This window comes from Rossellomorea sp. ABR4_012 (genome assembly GCF_056159545.1).
In genome coordinates this window covers 795,189-811,974 of the sequence record NZ_JBSWVK010000001.1, presented here as the reverse complement: position 1 = coordinate 811,974, position 16,786 = coordinate 795,189, and the positions used below count along the sequence as shown (strand labels likewise).

Here is a 16,786-nt window from a genome sequence, read left to right as displayed (position 1 = left end):
TTTACACTTCAATTCGATAGAAAAATCCCACCATACACCAATGCACAGAGGATGACGACGGCCGGATGGATCTTTAATTTTTTCATGACCAGGAATCCTGCTGCGGTCAGAATGATTAGTTGTAGTAGGCCGCTTTTTTCGAATGCGGTTAGGAAGAATTGGTATGCCAATACTCCGAGCAGGATGGCGATGACGGGCTGTACGGAGAGTGTCATCAGTTTGACCTGTGGCGAATCTTTGAAGAGATTCACGAATTTAAAAAGGATGATGACGGCGATCGCTGAAGGGAGGATGGTGGCTGCAAGAGCGATTACAACCCCAAATGTGCCCCCTACTTCATATCCGATAAAGCCGGCCATCTTTGTCGCCACCGGACCGGGGAGGACATTGGCGATGGCAAAGAGATCCCCGAATTCATTTAACGTCATCCATTCATAGCGGTTGACCACTTCATTTTGTATCAACGGAATGGTCGATGGCCCTCCGCCGTACCCGAGAAGATTCGATATGAAAAACGCCCAAAAAATATCCCAGTAAATCATACGCTCTTTTCCTTTCTTGGCTCGACATGCAATTCGTGTGATCGATCCTCGGCTCTCTTCTTATAGGTTGCAACAATGAAGGCACCCAGCAGACATGCCCCGATCATGATTCCCGGATGCAGATGCAGGAACTGGATCAGCACCAGAGAGGCGCCCCCCAGTCCGAGAGCAATCGGCATCCCGAGACCTTTCCGGGCTTTATCCGCAAATTTGTATGCCATTTCAAGGAGCATCACGCCGATGATCGGGGTCACTCCCTGCACCATGCCGCTGACAATCGGTGAAGTCCGGAATTTGTAGAGCAGTCCGAGCATGAAGAGCATCCCGAACAAGGACGGCAGGATATGGGCCAGGATCGCCACGGCTGCACCGACCCCGCCGCTGACCTTATAACCGATATACGCTGCCATTTTCGTGGCGATAGGCCCCGGAAGCGTGTTGGCGAGCGCGAGCGTCTGCCCGAACTCTTCTTCCGTCATCCATTCATACTTCTTCACGGCTTCATATTCAATGAGCGGGATGGTGGAGGGCCCTCCCCCATAGCCGGTCACCCCTGTTCTTGCAAATCCAATCGTAAGGTCCACATAAGATTTCATCTTGACTCCTTCTTTCTGTACATTATGATCAGGACCTTGTGAGGTATCGATTATTTCTTAATGTCTGCTTCTGTTACGACTTCATGATCCTGTAAATGGGACTGCAATGCCTGAAGGGCAGCTGTACCGACGGCCGTATCCTGTTCACCATTGCCTCCGCTGACACCGATTCCGCCAATGACTTCCCCGTCCACCACAATCGGGAAGCCGCCGACGAAGACCGCGAATTTACCAGGAAGCATCTGCTGGATACCGAATGCCTCGTTACCCGGCAGGACCGGTCCGTTCGGTTCCTTGTTGAATAGATGAGTGGAACGCTTGTGGCCGGCAGCCGTGAAGGCTTTCGCAATCGCGATTTCAGGACCCGTGATCCTCGCACCGTTCATCCGTTCAAGGGCAATCACATGCCCACCTTCATCGACAACGGCAATGGTTTCTAAAACATTGATTTCTTCAGATTTCTTTCTCGCTGCTTCGATGATCACTTTTGCTTCTTCCAGTTCAAGTCTCAGTATTTGTTTCATAACGGCATTTACCCCCAGAAAGATTTTAGTATCCTATATATATAGTTTTGATTTGAGTGAAAAAGTCCAGACCGGCTCTGCCCGATTCACGGAACGTTGAGGTACTTGATTTTTTGATACCTCCGAATGGGGCATTCATCAGGTTACCGGTCGTCGTCCTGTTCACCTTGACCGTGCCTGCTTTGATGTCCTTCGTAAAACGATGCGCAGTCTTCAGGTCATTGGTGACGATCGATGCCGACAATCCATACTCGACGCCATTGGCAATATCCAGCGCTTCTTTGTAGCTTTCCACTTCGATGACCGCGATGACTGGCCCGAAGATTTCTTCCTGGGCGATCCTCATCGACGGTGTCACATCAGAGAAGATGGCAGGGCTGACATAATACCCTTTTGAAAAATCGCCCTCGACCGCATGCTCGCCGCCGTACAACAGGGTTGCCCCTTCCTGTTTTCCGATTTCGATATAGTTCAACACATTCTTTAACTGTTTTTCACTCGCTAACGGGCAAATCGTGACTCCTTCTTCAAAACCGCTGCCCATCTTGAGTGTCTTTGTTTTTTCAATTAGTGCATTCAGGAATTTCTCTTTGACTTCTTTCATGACGATGACCCGGCTGGTCCCCGTGCATGCCTGACCGGTCAGATTGTAGCCGCCGTTGACCGTCAGCTTTGCCGCAAGCTCGATATCCGCATCCTCCATGACGATGAGAGGATTCTTCCCTCCAAGCTCCATCTGCGTCCTTGTATCGAAGGATACATTCCGGTGAATGCGTTCACCTGCACCGGTGGATCCCGTGAACGTCACGGCTTTCACCGCCGGATGGTCAACCAGGCTGTCACCGATTTCACTGGAGTGTCCCGTTACAAAATTCAGCACTCCAACAGGCAGTCCTGCGTGTACAAGAGCTTCTACCAATCGATAGGCAACCAGCGGCGTTTCAGACGAAGGCTTAAACACCAACGTATTACCTGTGATCAGTGCAGGCGCGATTTTTCTGGCAGGGATGGATAATGGGAAATTCCACGGCGTGATGACTGTGATGACCCCGAGCGGCTCCAGACGGGAGGAAACATCCATCTCCTGATCATCCTGCGGAAAGGTCTCTCCGCTGTGGCTCTGCCCTTCTACCGCATAGTACTTCAATGTTTGTGCAGATCTAAGCACTTCCCCGCGGGAAGCCCCGATCGGTTTTCCTTCTTCCCTCGTCAATTCTTCTGCAAATTGGTCGGCGTGATCGATCAAATATTCTGCCGCCTTATTTAGGATCGCCGCTCTCTTCGAAGGGGCAGTAGATGCCCAGGAATCGAAAGCCGCATCAGCCGAATCAATCGCACGTTTCACGTCTTCCTTCGTCGATGCCTGGAAAACACCGACCACTTCTTCTTTATTGGCCGGGTTGAGGCTGACGAATGTTTTTTCACTTGAAGAATCCTCCCATTGGCCATTGATGAGATTTTTATACAGCTCAGCTTTAGCTACTAGCACATGAAACATCCTTTCCTGTTTATTTCGGGTGATATGATGAACAAATGGCAGTTCCCCTCAAGGAAACTGCCACTTATTAATTTTTCATAGAGTTCTAAGTATTAAGCCTGAACGAGACTTCCGAGATCCTGTTCAAGGTACTCTCTCCACAAGCCGTCCATATACATGCGGCGCATCTTCGCACCGACGCGTACGATTTCCAGGCACTCCTGCTGAAGCTCAGGTGTATCAGCATGTTCCAAGACGATTTTGAATCCGCGCTCACCGTGAATTTCGTCAGATACGATGTGCAGGTCGAAGAACTCGATCTCTTCATCTGTGAAGCCATATTTTTCACGAAGGACAGGCGTTTGTTTACGATAGATATCAGGCACTTGTGATTCCAATCCAACAACCAGTGCTGCCGTCGCAACCACGAAATTCTCACGCGCAGCCACTGAGTAGCACCAGCTTTGCAGGCCTAGCGTTGTCGCCGCCATATTCTTTGGATCTCTTACTCTATCAGCTGTCGTACCGCACGCTTCTGCGAATCGGATCAGCAAGTCCGTATGGCGGTCAGCTGCAATTTCTTCCTCGTACATATTTTGCAATGTGAAGTCTTTCGCATCTTCGAACTTCGGATGATCCGGCGTGTTGTGATAGATATAAGAAAGATAGTTTGCGAATGGCCCTACATAGTGGTAATGGTTTTCAGCCCATCTTGCAAAGTGTTTTCTCTCTAGCTTTCCGTCTGCCCAAGCGACTGTAAAAGGAGCCTTTTGACTATGATTTCCTTTAATTGCTTCTTCCAGCTCTTTACGGAATTCATCTTTCGATAATAGATTTGTCATGATCAATCTCCTCCTAAAAAGTGTGCTTCACCTATCCTGCACATTGTATTGTGTATTTTGTATACCAAATAGTGTCGAAAAAACAACCATATCTTCCCTTCTCACTGACAGAGAAACATCCAAGAGATATAGTCTTTGAAAACGTTTATTTCTGATTCACTATTTGGTATACCATTGTCTTTATACTACCCTAAGAAAGTTTGTTTGTAAATATACTTTTCTGATTTTTTAAAAATTTCTAACTTCATAGCTTCTTACATGAACAGGATCGCGGCCAGCGTGGCAACCACCAGTCCCGTCATGACGGGTATGAAATTCTTTCTGGCAAGCTCCAGGACTGAAACTCCACAAAAGCCTGCAACGGCTACAAGTGATGACCAGGCGATCAACGTTCCTCCGCCCGTCCATACGGATCCCATCTGTCCGATGGCAGCAAGTGTACCGGGATCAATGCCTGCCGAGTTCGACATAGCCCCTGATAATGCACCAACCAACGGAAGTCCGGAGAACCCCGATCCATCCAATCCAGTGATGATCCCGACAATCAGGATACCGAATGCACTAAAGAAAGCGTTTTCAGGAATGGACGCTTGTGCAGACTGGACCAAATCGAAAAGGAATGCCGGCTTGGCAGCTTCTTCTCCCAATGATAGGATCGAACCCGTAAAATCCGAGCTTCCCAAGAAGAAGAACCCTGCAATCGGGATAACCGGCCCCATGGCACGAAACGCAAACACAAACCCGTCGGTGATGTGGTCGCCGATTTTATCGAGCGCATGAATCCTTCCAAAAGCAACGGAAGCTAAAATAAGTAGTACAGCGGCCACTCCGCCGATAAACGCAGCACCGTCTCCCCCAGCAAAAGTGCCCGCCTCACTGTTTCCAACCTTTGTGGAAAACATGAAGATCATGACCGCAAGCATAGACAAAGGGACGAGGACGGCAAACACTTTTCCCCATATTTCTTTTCTATGGCCAATGGTCACTTCGGATGCTGCAGACACTTCAGCTTCCACACTATCCTTGTCAGCCGTCATCGCATCCAATAGATCGACGGCATTCTGAGCTTCTTCACTATTTGGCTTGGCAATCGACTTATACATCATCGCATACGCGACTGCAACCGCCGTTACCCCTGTGATGAGGGACAAAATCATCGCCTTATCCGCAACCTGCACGGTTTCCATGCCCCCGGATGTAGCCGTCAGCATCGGTGCAATCTGCATGATGTAGTCAGAAGATAAAGCCATCCCCTGCCCTGCAATGGCCACAATCATCGCAGCACCCATCGCAGGAAGTCCTGCCCGCATCGCAGCCGGTACAAGCAGCGCACAAATGAGCGGAACAGCAGGTGTCGGCCAGAAAAATAATGAAATTACATACGTTACAACCATTAAGACAAAATAAGCAATATGCCCGTTTACCATGACTTTTTGAATCGGAATAATCATTTTCTGGTCCGCCCCGAGATCTTTCAGTGAGTTTAGAAGCGCAACCATAAGGGTAATGATCAAAAAGATGCTGAATAATTCTCTTGCTGCAACCAGATTGGCATTAAAGACCGCCATAAAGCCCCCGACGACGGAACCCTTATAGATACATGCAACGAGGAATGTCCCTACAATCGTCGGCAGTACAACCCCCCTGCGAAACAACATCGTGACAATGACAACAAGCGTAACCAGAGCATAAAGCCAGTGAGCAGCAGATAACTCCAAAAGCATTCACCCTTCCCCTTTTTTATCGCATTCTAATTCAGCAATTCAACTTCAATCCCCAATAATTCTCTTAACGATTCTGCTATATTCTCAGTTGCCTCTCTAACAATCTGTTCCCCGATTTCTCTCGTTGCTTTTGTAGCGTCTCCGATGCATCCATTCTTCGTCATTTCCTCATACCGGTAAAATCCTTGAATGGCCTTGCCTGGTCTCAATTGTTTATATCTCCCCCCTTCACAGAAATCTCCTGACGTGAGCTTGTCCGGCCTTACAAGATAAGGTGCCAAGTAAAGTGCTTCGGATACTTCACGCTCACAGCTGTGTCCGAATATTGGTGATTGGATGTATTGATTGATGGACTCTTTTGCAGAAGAGGTCGTCTTTGCATAATAGATGTCGACCTCTTCCTCCTGTGAAAGCACCGTGCTTGCCACACCCAAAGTTGACTGGTTCCCCCCATGAGCGTTAAGGAATAAGAATTTTTTAATCCCTTGATGTTTCAAGGACTGAACGATATCCCGCAAAATCGCGATCAACGTATCGGGCTTCAAAGATATCGTACCCGGGAAGTTCAGATGATGCGGGGATACGCCCATATTGATGGTCGGAGTGACCAGTACATACGGATACATGCGTTCTGCCAATTTCTTCGCCATTTCCGTCGCAAGGACGGCATCGCAGCTCTCAGCCATATGTGGACCGTGCTGTTCTTGGGCACCAACTGGTATGATCGCCATCTTCACCGTCTTTAGTGCTTCTTCTACTTCCTCCCACGTCATATTCGTTAATAGATAAGAATTCAATCTTCTCTCTCCTTACATAACTACGGTATTTTGTATACCGTACAATTTTAAAAAATTATCCCCTTGCCTCAGCTGCTTCCCTTTTCCTTTTCTTCACATCGATTCCTTCCTGGGTAAGCTCTATATCCGCCTTTATGCTTAACTGGCAAGTAAGACGATAGTTTTCCCCGACCAATTCCCCCAGCATTTTGTCCTCTTTCCAATTAGGTGGATCCAGATCATCCATTCCTTTCAGCACTTTGCATGTACACTTTGTGCACTTGCCCATCCCGCAGCCATATTTCAGCTTCGGAAACTGCTTGATACCAGCGAGGACAACCAGATTGGCACCATCTTTTACATCTTGTTCGATGATCTCCCCATCCACAAACAACTTAACATTTGGCATACATACACCCCTTATCGTGACATTTATCACAATTTTTTGAATTTTCTTCAGTATACCTTTGAATCTTAAAAAATGTAAACCCTTCCGTCAGCTTTTCTCACAAAAAAGCTTCTTCTCCACTCACTAAAATGCTTATGGATAAAGGGATTCCACCTCTTCAAATTTATAAAAAATAAAAAATTCTGAATACTCTATTGATTATTTCCAGGACTTGTTTTAGACTGTGAGTAACGATATTTGGTATACCAAATACAATTACTATGGATAGAGGAGTGGTTTTGAAGATGGAAAAGTATATCGTGCTGACCAATAAGGAGACCTTTCAAACCGTACTGGAGAATGACGGGTTTCAGCCTGTAGAAACCTATCATTTCTATTTTTTTGACAAATTGAAATCCACATACACAATCGCAAGAGTCCTGGATGATGATGCGAAAATCCAACTTTACGAAAAGTATGAAGGGAAAGAGTATATTAACCATATCCGGATGAAATTCTTCGAATCGTTTGAAACGATCCAAGGGGCACGCGAAGAACTGTACGAAATCGTCAAAGCAAATGGAAACAGTGAAGACTCGAAGCATTCAAAGCTGGTTAAGTCTGATGAGTTGGCTGTTTAATTTTGTTTTTGAGGTAGAGTGAGGAAAGAATCTTTCCTGGAAAACACTACTGAACACCGCTGTTGATTTCCGTGCAAGACTTCGCTTTCCGCGGACGGTTGTTGAGCCTCCTCGTCGCTGCGCTCCTGCGGGGTCTCACCTAACTCGCTTTTCCCGCAGGAGTCTTCGTCTTGCACTCCAATCAACAGCTGGAACGACTTATAACAGAAATAATCAAACCTAAAAAACACCTCCCTTTGTTGTACTGAAGGGAGGTGTTCTATTTTCCATCATATCAACAACTGCAAGAAAATAAGATACAGCATGGCCAGGCTCAGAAAAGAAATCGTAAATACTGAATTCCAGTTCGAAACCTTGTAAGAGCTTGTCTTCACGATGGTGGACATGAGCCCGATTGTCGCATTGTACGGCCCCATCAAAAAGGCGGATACCGCTCCGGCAAGCATCGAAACCGTCAGGATATACGGCGAGATATCCAGGCTGTGAGGGTCAAGCGTTCCAGCGAGCAGTGCAAGAGCAACTGCTGGATGAAGCCCGATGAACGCCAGTGCCAATGGAATCAACGGAATGAATAAGACGAAGATTTCGATTCCGATAGTATTCTTAAATGACGTGATCCACCCATTCACCACATGGTCTGCCCCGGAGAATTCAATGGCCGAGATGAAAAAACCTGCTGAAAGAAAAATAAAGAACTGGTCTTTCATTTTCAACAAATGATTCTGATAATGCTCCACGAGTCCAGATGTAAAGCTCCCTGCTTGTCCTAAAAAGAGACACCATACGAATGCAAACGGGATGACCAGAAGCGATACCACAATCAGGAACGAAAGCGACAGCGAATGCTCCAGGATGGAGATCACGATATTGAAGAGGATTATGGCGATCAGGATATGGGACAGCTTCCCTGCTCCTCCGCTCTTTCCGCTCCCTGCCTCGATGGCAGCAGCCGTTTCATCAATTGCCGTGCTTGTCCCAAAAGAGGCGCGCTTCCGCTTCCTGTATCCGCCCGTGTACCAGTCTAGCAAAAGTCCCAAGACACTAAGAGGCAGCACATAAGGAAGCATCGCACCCCATTTCACCCCCGTCATATCAATGACAATCCCCACAATCGGGGTGACGGGCGCCCACATCAAAGGCATTGAAAATCCATGTGTGATGGCCCTGCTCATGAACCTCTCCCTATTTTCCAAGGGAAATCCATCCGCAGCGGGCCTGACCGAGAAATACGTCATCGGCAATGTAGCCAGGTTCATGAAAATGCTGAAAAAGTAAGATATCCCCGAGGTCAAGCTGTATAAGCTTGTGGAGGACCGGACCCGCCTGGAAATAAAGCCTTGAATATTCTCAGAATAATTCCCGAGCTTGATCGGCAGTGCAAGCAATGGAACCAGCGCAAACAGAGTCAGAAGATTAAGCATCGGACCGAAAGATAGAACGATATCCCCAATCCCTGCACCACTCCTCAACAACATAATCAGCCCAAGTGCAAGGAACACCCCTCCAATCAATCTGACAAACTTACTTACTTTCAAAATTGTCATACATACAATAACGAAACAAATAACAGAGATCAAAGGTGAAAGCTGAATTCCCTTGAAAAGTTCATTCAGCAAGTAAAGGACAATCGAAACACCTGATAATAGTTTAATCATAAAATCACCGCATTTTTTCTGATTATTCTATATATTAAACCTATTGAGAATGAAAATCAATTAGTTGGTATACATTATTTCGATAAAAAGTTGGAATTACAAAAATCAGTATGCACTTTCATGGTGTGTTAAAGGTTCACTGACCATACAAAAATCCTTTTATACCAATGTTTTATACGGATTATCTATATGGTTTCCATCATAAATGGTATACCAAATTAACTAATACGTTAATTTCAACTTAACTTTTTATAAAAATATAAGTATTTGGTATACCAAATTGTTGACTAATAAAAAAAGACCGCTTATAATCAAATTATTAAAACGTATTCATTAGGAGGGCTTCAGATGTTCCAATTCTTATTTGGTTCAAAACAGGCTTTAGAGAAAGCAAATCGTAAACTCTTGAGGCTGAAAAGGACATTAAAGTTTTAAAGATATAATATATACTAGGAAGGCTTTCTCATTTAGAGATTGATAAAAAGGCATCCATCCTTTCTCATTAGGTGTATGAATGCTTTTTTTGGGGGACAGGGGGAAAGGAACAGTGTCCCATTGTTCTTTTCCATTCAACATAAAAAAGCCTAGAGACATATTCTCCAGGCTTTTAATTATTTGTCGGTCACCCCTACTGGGACAATGAACCTGTCCCTCCGTCCCACTCATCTCTGATTGATTGGACATTTCGTTCCAGCAAGTTTTTTATATTCTCTTCCGCATCGCTTCTTTGCAGATGATTTGAGAAGTCATCTAAATGCTTCAGAGCTTGCTTTGTTCTTCCCTTATCATAATGGTGTTGTGCTTGCTTTAATTTGTTAACAAGTTGCTTTGCCGTGGCATATTCAAGGTCACCGTTCTCTTCCATGCCTTTGATTTGCGCAGTCAATGTGTTTGTTGAAACACCCACAACTATTTCCAATAAATTGGAAGTAACCATTTCTCCGTTATACATAACAGACGCACTGATTTCAGTTTTGCCTGCGTTTAGCGCAGTAACGCTTCCATCATTGATTTCTGCCACACTTGGATCACTGTTATTCCACTCAACCTCTGCACCGGCAAGGTCAACTTCTTGTCCGTTTGCCAATGTCACTTTAAGATCAAGCTCCTTCGTCTCTCCCTGATGAAGGCTGCGATCCTCTGCGGTCAGTTCTGCATTCTCCAATGCAACAGGCAGTTTCATCAAGTCTGCTCCCTTGGCATAATAGATATTTCCTTCTCTATCAATATCCATCAGGTTGACCGTATCCCCGATAAGCTGTTTACTCATCATCGTTTCAGGATCGATGACCGTCAATTTCCTTCCGACAGTAGTATACAGCATGCCTTGCTCATCCCATCTCATGAAGAATGGACGCCACTGACTGCCGCGGTGGACGCCGGTGTATAATTCCTTCTGCTTGATGATCTCCTTGGTATCAGCATCCATTGCAAATACGACGCTGTTTGCTTCTCCTTTTTCATTCACTCCATAGGCAGCACCCCATAGATTTCCGTCAGGGCCGAAGGATAGTTCCCCTATCATTTCAGGTGTTTTGATCCCTTCCACTTCCAGGTCGAATAACTCATACTCACCGGAAGCCGCGTCATACTCAAACATCCTTGCCTTTTCTTCGGTTGGATCGATGCCAAGTCCGCCTGCAGTGGTGGAACCTCCATATAACATTCCATCCTTGTAGGCGAGCCCGATGATACTTTGATTTTCAATGATATTCCGAATCGTGTTCCACTCACCCGTTTTCTCATCGAAAACAGTCAGTGCCCCGCCAAGTTTTCCATAATCAGCAATCGTTCCGGTGAATAACTTGTCATCACCCTCCGCAAAGGTGAACGGCCTGCTTTGGTCATCACCAATATCATGGATCATTTCAGGATTATCTCCGCTTCCTCCATCATTATAATTAAAAGGAACTTCAGGGTTATATTTGTAAATTTGTGCTCCACCGTATATCCCCATATAAACGTTCCCATTCATAAATCCGATGCCCTCGATCTGATGCGGGTTCCGTTCGCGCAGCAGATACGATTCAGTAGATGTATCGAATACTCCAAACGAACCTTGATATCCACCCATGTACACTTTTTCATCCGGGCCGATTTCAAGACTCTGAATAGAGAGTCCCTGAAGCTCGACATCAGGATAAATGACCTTCAAGTTGTTTGTCTCCGGATCATAGGTGGAGTACTCGATTTGATGATGAAGAATCGACAGAACCTGTTTTCCTTCATCATTCGTCGTCCATTCGTATGCCTTGACCGGTGAGGAAGGCAATGTGACCTTTGGCTCCACCGGCTGTGTTTCATCCGTATCCATGTCATAAGTCCACAGCTCGCTTGTGCGCTTATCCTTGAAATAGATCAAGCTGTCATCATAAGGCGAAGGAGGTGAAATCAACCCATCGTAGGCGGACTCATCTTCCCAGCTCATTTCATGAACCACTTCTCCTGTATTCACATCCAGCACCAGCAAGCTTGTACCATATGCAACAAATAGCCGGTCTCCGTACTCCCAGACATTTGAGACTGAGGTACTGGTACCTGTAATCGGCAAGTCGATTTCTTCTTTTTCTCCCGTTTCACGATTCATTTTCATCAAGTATGCGGTCGTGCCGATTCCTATATAGAGGTTCTCATCCGTTACGCCCAATCCCCTTGCATAGTTCTGTTCTTCATGGAACCGCCCGAGATCCGTCAAAGTGTCTGACTCGATATCATATTCGAATACTTTTGCATTCGGGTAGGTTGCTCCGTAGATTTTTCCATCCTCTGTAGCATCCAGCTGCCAGATCCAGTTGTCGGAAGGACTTTGCCCAACTTCCTCCAGTTTCTGTTCGTCCACCAGGTACCTGTACAAAATGCCGTTGTATGTACCGGCAAAATACACATTCCCATCCGAACCGATCGTCATCCCCCATACAACATCGCTGCCGGGAAGTTCGTGGGAGAAAATCTTTTCCCCCGTTTCTGCATCATTGGCGTAAAAAGTGGCCGGGGACCCATTTGTCGCATAGTAGACTTCCCCGTCGCCAACGGCCGCTCCCTGTGTTTTGGCCGCTAATGCTGATGGTCCAAGATTAATCGGATCACCGTATTCGAATGGCAGCTCCAACTGCTCGTTGGATTTTTCATAGAGTTTAATATCGTCATAATATCCTTTCGTTTTCGTTTTACTCGTTTGGTAGATAAATATCTTCACCCCGACAGCCCCTGCTGGAGCATTTGCTTCCACAGTTACCTCCTGCCACTCATTCAGTTTCAGCCCTTCAAAATATTTCGGACTGTCACTGAAATTCTTACCTTCAGCATTGTACCAGCGAAGCCAGATTCCAGGATTCCCCGTTACAAGTTCATCTACATATAACTGAGCTGAAAGCTTATATTGGTTACCTTCTGTCACTTCAACCGCTTGACTGAATAGGCCTACAACTCCAGAGTTATCAAGCTTAAGGCTTCGTTCCCCCTCATATGACTTTTCATCTGTCACGCTCATCCCTTCTTTATATCCCCCGCTCCAGAATACCCATGATGGAATATTCTTGTCAGATGCAGGGACTGCTTCAAAATCACCATTTTCCACTTGAAGCTCTTCCCAACCAGCATCTGCCGATACCCCCGTTTGTAACGGCGGCCACAATGACATGAACAATAGAATTGAAAGTAAGACTGATACTACACTCAGGATTTTTTTACTCATTCCGATTCTCCCTCCTATTTTTCGAATGTATGTGACAAGAACGGACCTCCTTTTCATTAATTAGATTTACAATAAATTACTTCTTTTAAAGCCATCATTAATCCTTTGATCATTCATTTCTACTCTCTTAAAAGACATCAAATAGGAATAAATACCCAATCCCAATCCCATTCCTACTTTCCTTTTTACAAACAAAAAAATGAGCAAGCATACGATTTCAGCTCACTCATTTCTCATAAACGATTTCCCCATTGACGATGGTCATTTCTACTGACAATTCTTTATTTAGCACAACAAAATCAGCATTGTACCCTTCCTTGATCCTTCCTTTTCCATCCTCCTTCCCGATGGATTTAAGCGGGCCGCAACTTGCCATATAAACAGCATCCTCCAGTTGAATGCCGCAATGCTCAACCGCATATTTCACTCCTTTGTCGAGCGTAATTGCACTCCCTGCCAGCGTACCGCCCTTCAACGTCACCTTGTGACCGGTTACGATCAGATCCTTTCCGCGATAAAAATATTCACCGTCTTCTAAATCGTTATAACCTGTACAATCTGATACGAGCATCATTTTCTCCCTGCCTTTGACTTTTAACAAAAGCCCGATCATATCAGCATGAACGTGATGACCGTCTGCAATGACTTCACAGGACAGTTCATCAAAATAAAGGGCGGCGGCGGCCGCTCCGGGTTGCCGGTGATGGATCGGACTCATGGCGTTGAACGTATGGGTGGTCTGTGTCAAACCGTACTTTATCGCTTCTCTAATTTCGTCAAGGGCTGCATTTGTATGCCCTGCAGAAAGACAGATCCCTTTTGAACGGAGTCTTGCAATTAGGGAATGATCCCCTACTTCTTCAGGTGCGAGTGTGATGATCGAAATGATGTCGGAGAAAGGAATGAGAATTTGTTCCACATCCTCAACTGTAAAATTGCGGATGAGCGACTTTTGCTGGGCCCCCGGGTATTTGGGGCTGATCCACGGGCCCTCTACATGAACACCAAGCAGCTGGGCACCAGAGGAAGGGGACCCCTTGAACCCTTGGGCGGACTCCATGAAATTGATAAGTTCAGGCGGTTCAGCTGTCCTCGAAGTAGCCAGAAAAGAAGTGACTCCAAAACGGGGAAGCTGATTGGCGATCTCGTTAAAGGCCTCACGAGAATCCATAAAGTCGAAGCCGCTGACACCGTGGATATGAAGGTCGACAAAGCCCGGACAGATTACCCCCTTGGTTTCATACACTATTGCACCTGTGGAGGGTGGGGCGTCTCCGACAAACGTGATTTTCCCATTTAAAATCCCGACCATTTTGTTTTGATGTCTTTGCCCTTCTGTAATGAGGTCACCTTTCAAATAAAACATACCAAGTTCCTCCCTTTTAAAATGGGTCAACGGACCTGTCCCCTTACCCCTTTCCCATTTAAAGATGAACAGTCTTTTTTGAATCACTTGATTTGTATGCTGCAAGTGCAGCTTCGAGTGCCTTGAGGCCATCGTATCCCGTGATGGAAGGCTCCCTTTTCTTTTCAACACAGTCTACAAAGTCTTTTATGAGTCCGTAATCCATGTCGTTCCCGTAGAAGACATGCTCCAAAGATTTGCTGCCGGTCTTAAAAAGTCTGATGTGTTCTTTGAAGGCATCGGCCCTGACAGTACGTTTCGTCCCGATCACCTCGATTGTCGCATCACCCCACACAGGGTATTCAGCAAACCTCGACCAGCTTGCGTCATGGGAGGCAATCACCCCATTCTCAAACTCAAGGGTCAGAATCCCGGCATCGTCAATCTCAATGTCATGGAAAAAGGAATCGACGACGGCGTGGACAGAGGAAATTTCCTTTCCAGAGTACCAGCGCATGATGTCCACCATATGAACGGTGTGATCCAGCACCGCCCCTCCCCCTGACTTCTCCGGATCGATGAACCACCCGCCGGGATTTTGTCCCCGGTTGGTCGTCCGGAAGGCCACAATGTCACCGAGTTCGCCATCATCGATCATATTCTTCAAGCGCATGATCGGGTTGCTGAATCTGACCGGGAAGGCAATCTGCAGGATCACCCCCTGCTCTTCACAGACGGCAATCATCTCTTCGGCATCTTCCATATTCGTGGCAATCGGTTTTTCACAAAGGATATGCTTTTTTGCTTTAGCCGCGTTCACGACCATTTCTTTATGGCGGCTGTTTTCACTGCAGATGATGACGGCGTCCATATCCGCAGCAAGGAAGTCCGCCTGATCCCGAAAGTACTTCGTGTGAAAGGTTACGGCAGCTTCTTTCCCACGCTTCTCATCGTCATCATAAACCCCAGCGATCTCTACATCCGGCAGTTTCATCAGACTGTCTGCATAGCTGTATGCATGCATGTGGGCAAAGCTCATCATTCCGATTTTCATAGATTGCCGCCCCCTCCTAAAAGAGTCTTATATGTTTCCAACTGCTCATAAAATCTCTCATCAGCCCTGCGCGACTTTTCAAGAATGTCATCAACAGAATAAACGAGCGGCAGACGGGTGTGGCCGTTAGGTTTGATAGGGGTCATTTCTTCACTGTCGAACTCGGCGATTGTTTTGATGCCGCTCCATTCAACTTCAATCCTTTCTTCCACTCCCCCGAATGTGTACTCTGCATGTACCATCTTCCCGCCGCCAAACCGAATCGTAAGAATGATATGTTGGGGAGTGACCTCACGATTCGTGGACCTTACACGGAGATCTTCAGGTTCACCGGCGATGGCTGACAGAACGAAAAGGTCCCCATATAGAACAGACTCACTGCCGTTTTCCGGGATAGTCCTCCTCAGCCTGAGGACCCCCTTGGCATCCCCGTCAGCTGAAATGACTTCTTTTATTCTCTGAAAAAATGGATAAAGCTCAAGATCAAAATAGACGTTTACGTTCTTCTTGCCGTTGTAAACCGCGGCTAATTCCACCGGAATAAACAGGTTATCCGCTTTTAATTTATCCACTGTCCCATTTCCATCTTCCCTGGAAAGGAGCACCGTCTCATCCTGTACGGCGCTCTGGTCAATCTTATCTAATTTCCCTATCACCGCATTCCTCATACGAAACCTCCTATCCCAACAGTTTTTTCAGGCGTCTGACGGCTTCTTCATTCGACTCTTTCGCATCATCATGCCCCTCATATTCAATCGAGAGCCATCCCCGATAATTCGAACCCTTCAACCCTTCTACAATATAGGCCAAATCAACCTGCCCATCTCCTGGCACGGTCCCAATCAACTCGACACCTTTTGTCGATTTGAACCCTTTCAACTCTTCATCTGCTTCTTTTACCCTGAAATCCTTAAAGTGCACATGCACGATATCTTGCTTTAATCTGTCGAAAGCATGCTGTGGCTCTTCGTGCACGAGCAAAAAGTTTCCTGTGTCAAAGGTTGACCTAACGAAAGGACTGTCCACCTTTTCAATGATTTCTTGAACCTGCCCACTCTTCCCGGCAAGAAGCCCGTGGTTTTCAATCGCTAAATAGACTTGATCTTTTTCCGCTTTTTCAGCACACTTTTTCAGTCCTTCCACAATCCAACTTTGACCCTCTTCATAAGTCAAGTCACCATGAAGGTCACCGCAGAATACACGTACGATGTTTGTACCGAGCTTCTTTGCGGTATCAATTCCTTCCAGGACCTTCTCAGCTTCTTTAGCACGTTCTTCTTCGGAATCTTTCACAAAATTGTTTGATACATCATAAGCGGATACGACCAGGCCGTTTTCCTTCAATGCTTGATTGACACGTTCTATTTCCTTTTCTCTGTCATCATCTTTCCAGTAAAAATCAAGCAGCTCGACACCATCCAAGGAAATTCGCTTGGCATAATCAATAAAATCAAGTATGGACCAATTTTCTTTTCTGATCGTCGATGCGAGACTGTACATGCTAACGCTGATCCTCATGGGAGATCCC

15 protein-coding genes and 1 pseudogene are annotated in these 16,786 nt (G+C 46.2%); 1 reads left to right on the top strand and 15 read right to left on the bottom strand.

The window, feature by feature from the left end; translation table 11 throughout:
* Positions 1-8 precede the first annotated feature (8 nt).
* The 8 genes from ACXAFV_RS04030 to ACXAFV_RS03995 form a co-directional block, all read right to left on the bottom strand.
* Positions 9-542, bottom strand: coding sequence for a chromate transporter (locus ACXAFV_RS04030; RefSeq protein ID WP_475124604.1), 534 nt, complete (start codon positions 540-542; stop codon positions 9-11).
* Positions 539-1,138: a chromate transporter gene (locus ACXAFV_RS04025; protein WP_475124603.1), complete on the bottom strand. Its 600-nt coding sequence runs from the start codon at positions 1,136-1,138 to the stop codon at positions 539-541. Before ACXAFV_RS04025 ends, ACXAFV_RS04030 begins: the two co-directional genes overlap by 4 nt.
* A gap of 50 nt (positions 1,139-1,188) precedes the next feature.
* A complete protein-coding gene (locus ACXAFV_RS04020; RefSeq protein ID WP_446244465.1) occupies positions 1,189-1,662 on the bottom strand; it encodes a GlcG/HbpS family heme-binding protein in 474 nt (157 codons plus the stop codon).
* Between the two features lie 25 nt (positions 1,663-1,687).
* Positions 1,688-3,160 carry an aldehyde dehydrogenase family protein gene (locus ACXAFV_RS04015; RefSeq protein WP_475124602.1) on the bottom strand — a complete coding sequence of 491 codons (1,473 nt, stop codon included), beginning with the start codon at positions 3,158-3,160 and terminating at the stop codon, positions 1,688-1,690.
* A 92-nt stretch (positions 3,161-3,252) separates the two neighbouring features.
* The gene (locus ACXAFV_RS04010; RefSeq protein ID WP_446244467.1) at positions 3,253-3,981 is read right to left on the bottom strand and encodes a TenA family transcriptional regulator; all 729 of its coding nucleotides are present in this window, start codon (positions 3,979-3,981) and stop codon (positions 3,253-3,255) included.
* A 254-nt stretch (positions 3,982-4,235) separates the two neighbouring features.
* Positions 4,236-5,699, bottom strand: a complete 1,464-nt coding sequence (locus ACXAFV_RS04005; protein WP_475126063.1) for a hypothetical protein — start codon at positions 5,697-5,699, stop codon at positions 4,236-4,238.
* 32 nt (positions 5,700-5,731) lie between these two features.
* Positions 5,732-6,502, bottom strand: a complete 771-nt coding sequence (locus ACXAFV_RS04000; protein ID WP_475124601.1) for a creatininase family protein — start codon at positions 6,500-6,502, stop codon at positions 5,732-5,734.
* A 55-nt stretch (positions 6,503-6,557) separates the two neighbouring features.
* On the bottom strand, positions 6,558-6,890 hold the full coding sequence (locus ACXAFV_RS03995) for a 2Fe-2S iron-sulfur cluster-binding protein (protein ID WP_475124600.1): 333 nt from the start codon (positions 6,888-6,890) through the stop codon (positions 6,558-6,560).
* A 284-nt stretch (positions 6,891-7,174) separates the two neighbouring features.
* Between ACXAFV_RS03995 and ACXAFV_RS03990 the strand changes: the two genes are divergently transcribed.
* The gene (locus ACXAFV_RS03990; protein WP_475124599.1) at positions 7,175-7,510 is read left to right on the top strand and encodes a hypothetical protein; all 336 of its coding nucleotides are present in this window, start codon (positions 7,175-7,177) and stop codon (positions 7,508-7,510) included.
* Here the strand turns inward: ACXAFV_RS03990 and ACXAFV_RS03985 are convergent.
* From ACXAFV_RS03985 to ACXAFV_RS03955, 7 genes and pseudogenes are all read right to left on the bottom strand, one after another.
* Positions 7,475-7,695 (bottom strand): annotated as a pseudogene (locus ACXAFV_RS03985) (hypothetical protein). The gene ACXAFV_RS03990 and the pseudogene ACXAFV_RS03985 sit on opposite strands and share 36 nt — an antisense overlap.
* An 84-nt stretch (positions 7,696-7,779) precedes the next feature.
* On the bottom strand, positions 7,780-9,165 hold the full coding sequence (locus tag ACXAFV_RS03980; RefSeq protein WP_475124598.1) for a hypothetical protein: 1,386 nt from the start codon (positions 9,163-9,165) through the stop codon (positions 7,780-7,782).
* Between the two features lie 628 nt (positions 9,166-9,793).
* Positions 9,794-12,859, bottom strand: a complete 3,066-nt coding sequence (locus ACXAFV_RS03975) for an FIMAH domain-containing protein (protein WP_475124597.1) — start codon at positions 12,857-12,859, stop codon at positions 9,794-9,796.
* A 226-nt stretch (positions 12,860-13,085) separates the two neighbouring features.
* A complete protein-coding gene (gene nagA, locus ACXAFV_RS03970) occupies positions 13,086-14,225 on the bottom strand; it encodes an N-acetylglucosamine-6-phosphate deacetylase (protein WP_475124595.1) in 1,140 nt (379 codons plus the stop codon).
* Positions 14,226-14,283: 58 nt separating this feature from the next.
* Complete coding sequence (locus ACXAFV_RS03965) at positions 14,284-15,258, bottom strand: Gfo/Idh/MocA family protein (RefSeq protein ID WP_475124594.1); 975 nt, start codon at positions 15,256-15,258, stop codon at positions 14,284-14,286.
* Complete coding sequence (locus ACXAFV_RS03960) at positions 15,255-15,926, bottom strand: hypothetical protein (RefSeq protein WP_475124593.1); 672 nt, start codon at positions 15,924-15,926, stop codon at positions 15,255-15,257. Before ACXAFV_RS03960 ends, ACXAFV_RS03965 begins: the two co-directional genes overlap by 4 nt.
* A gap of 10 nt (positions 15,927-15,936) precedes the next feature.
* On the bottom strand, positions 15,937-16,776 hold the full coding sequence (locus ACXAFV_RS03955) for a sugar phosphate isomerase/epimerase family protein (protein ID WP_475124591.1): 840 nt from the start codon (positions 16,774-16,776) through the stop codon (positions 15,937-15,939).
* Positions 16,777-16,786 lie beyond the last annotated feature (10 nt).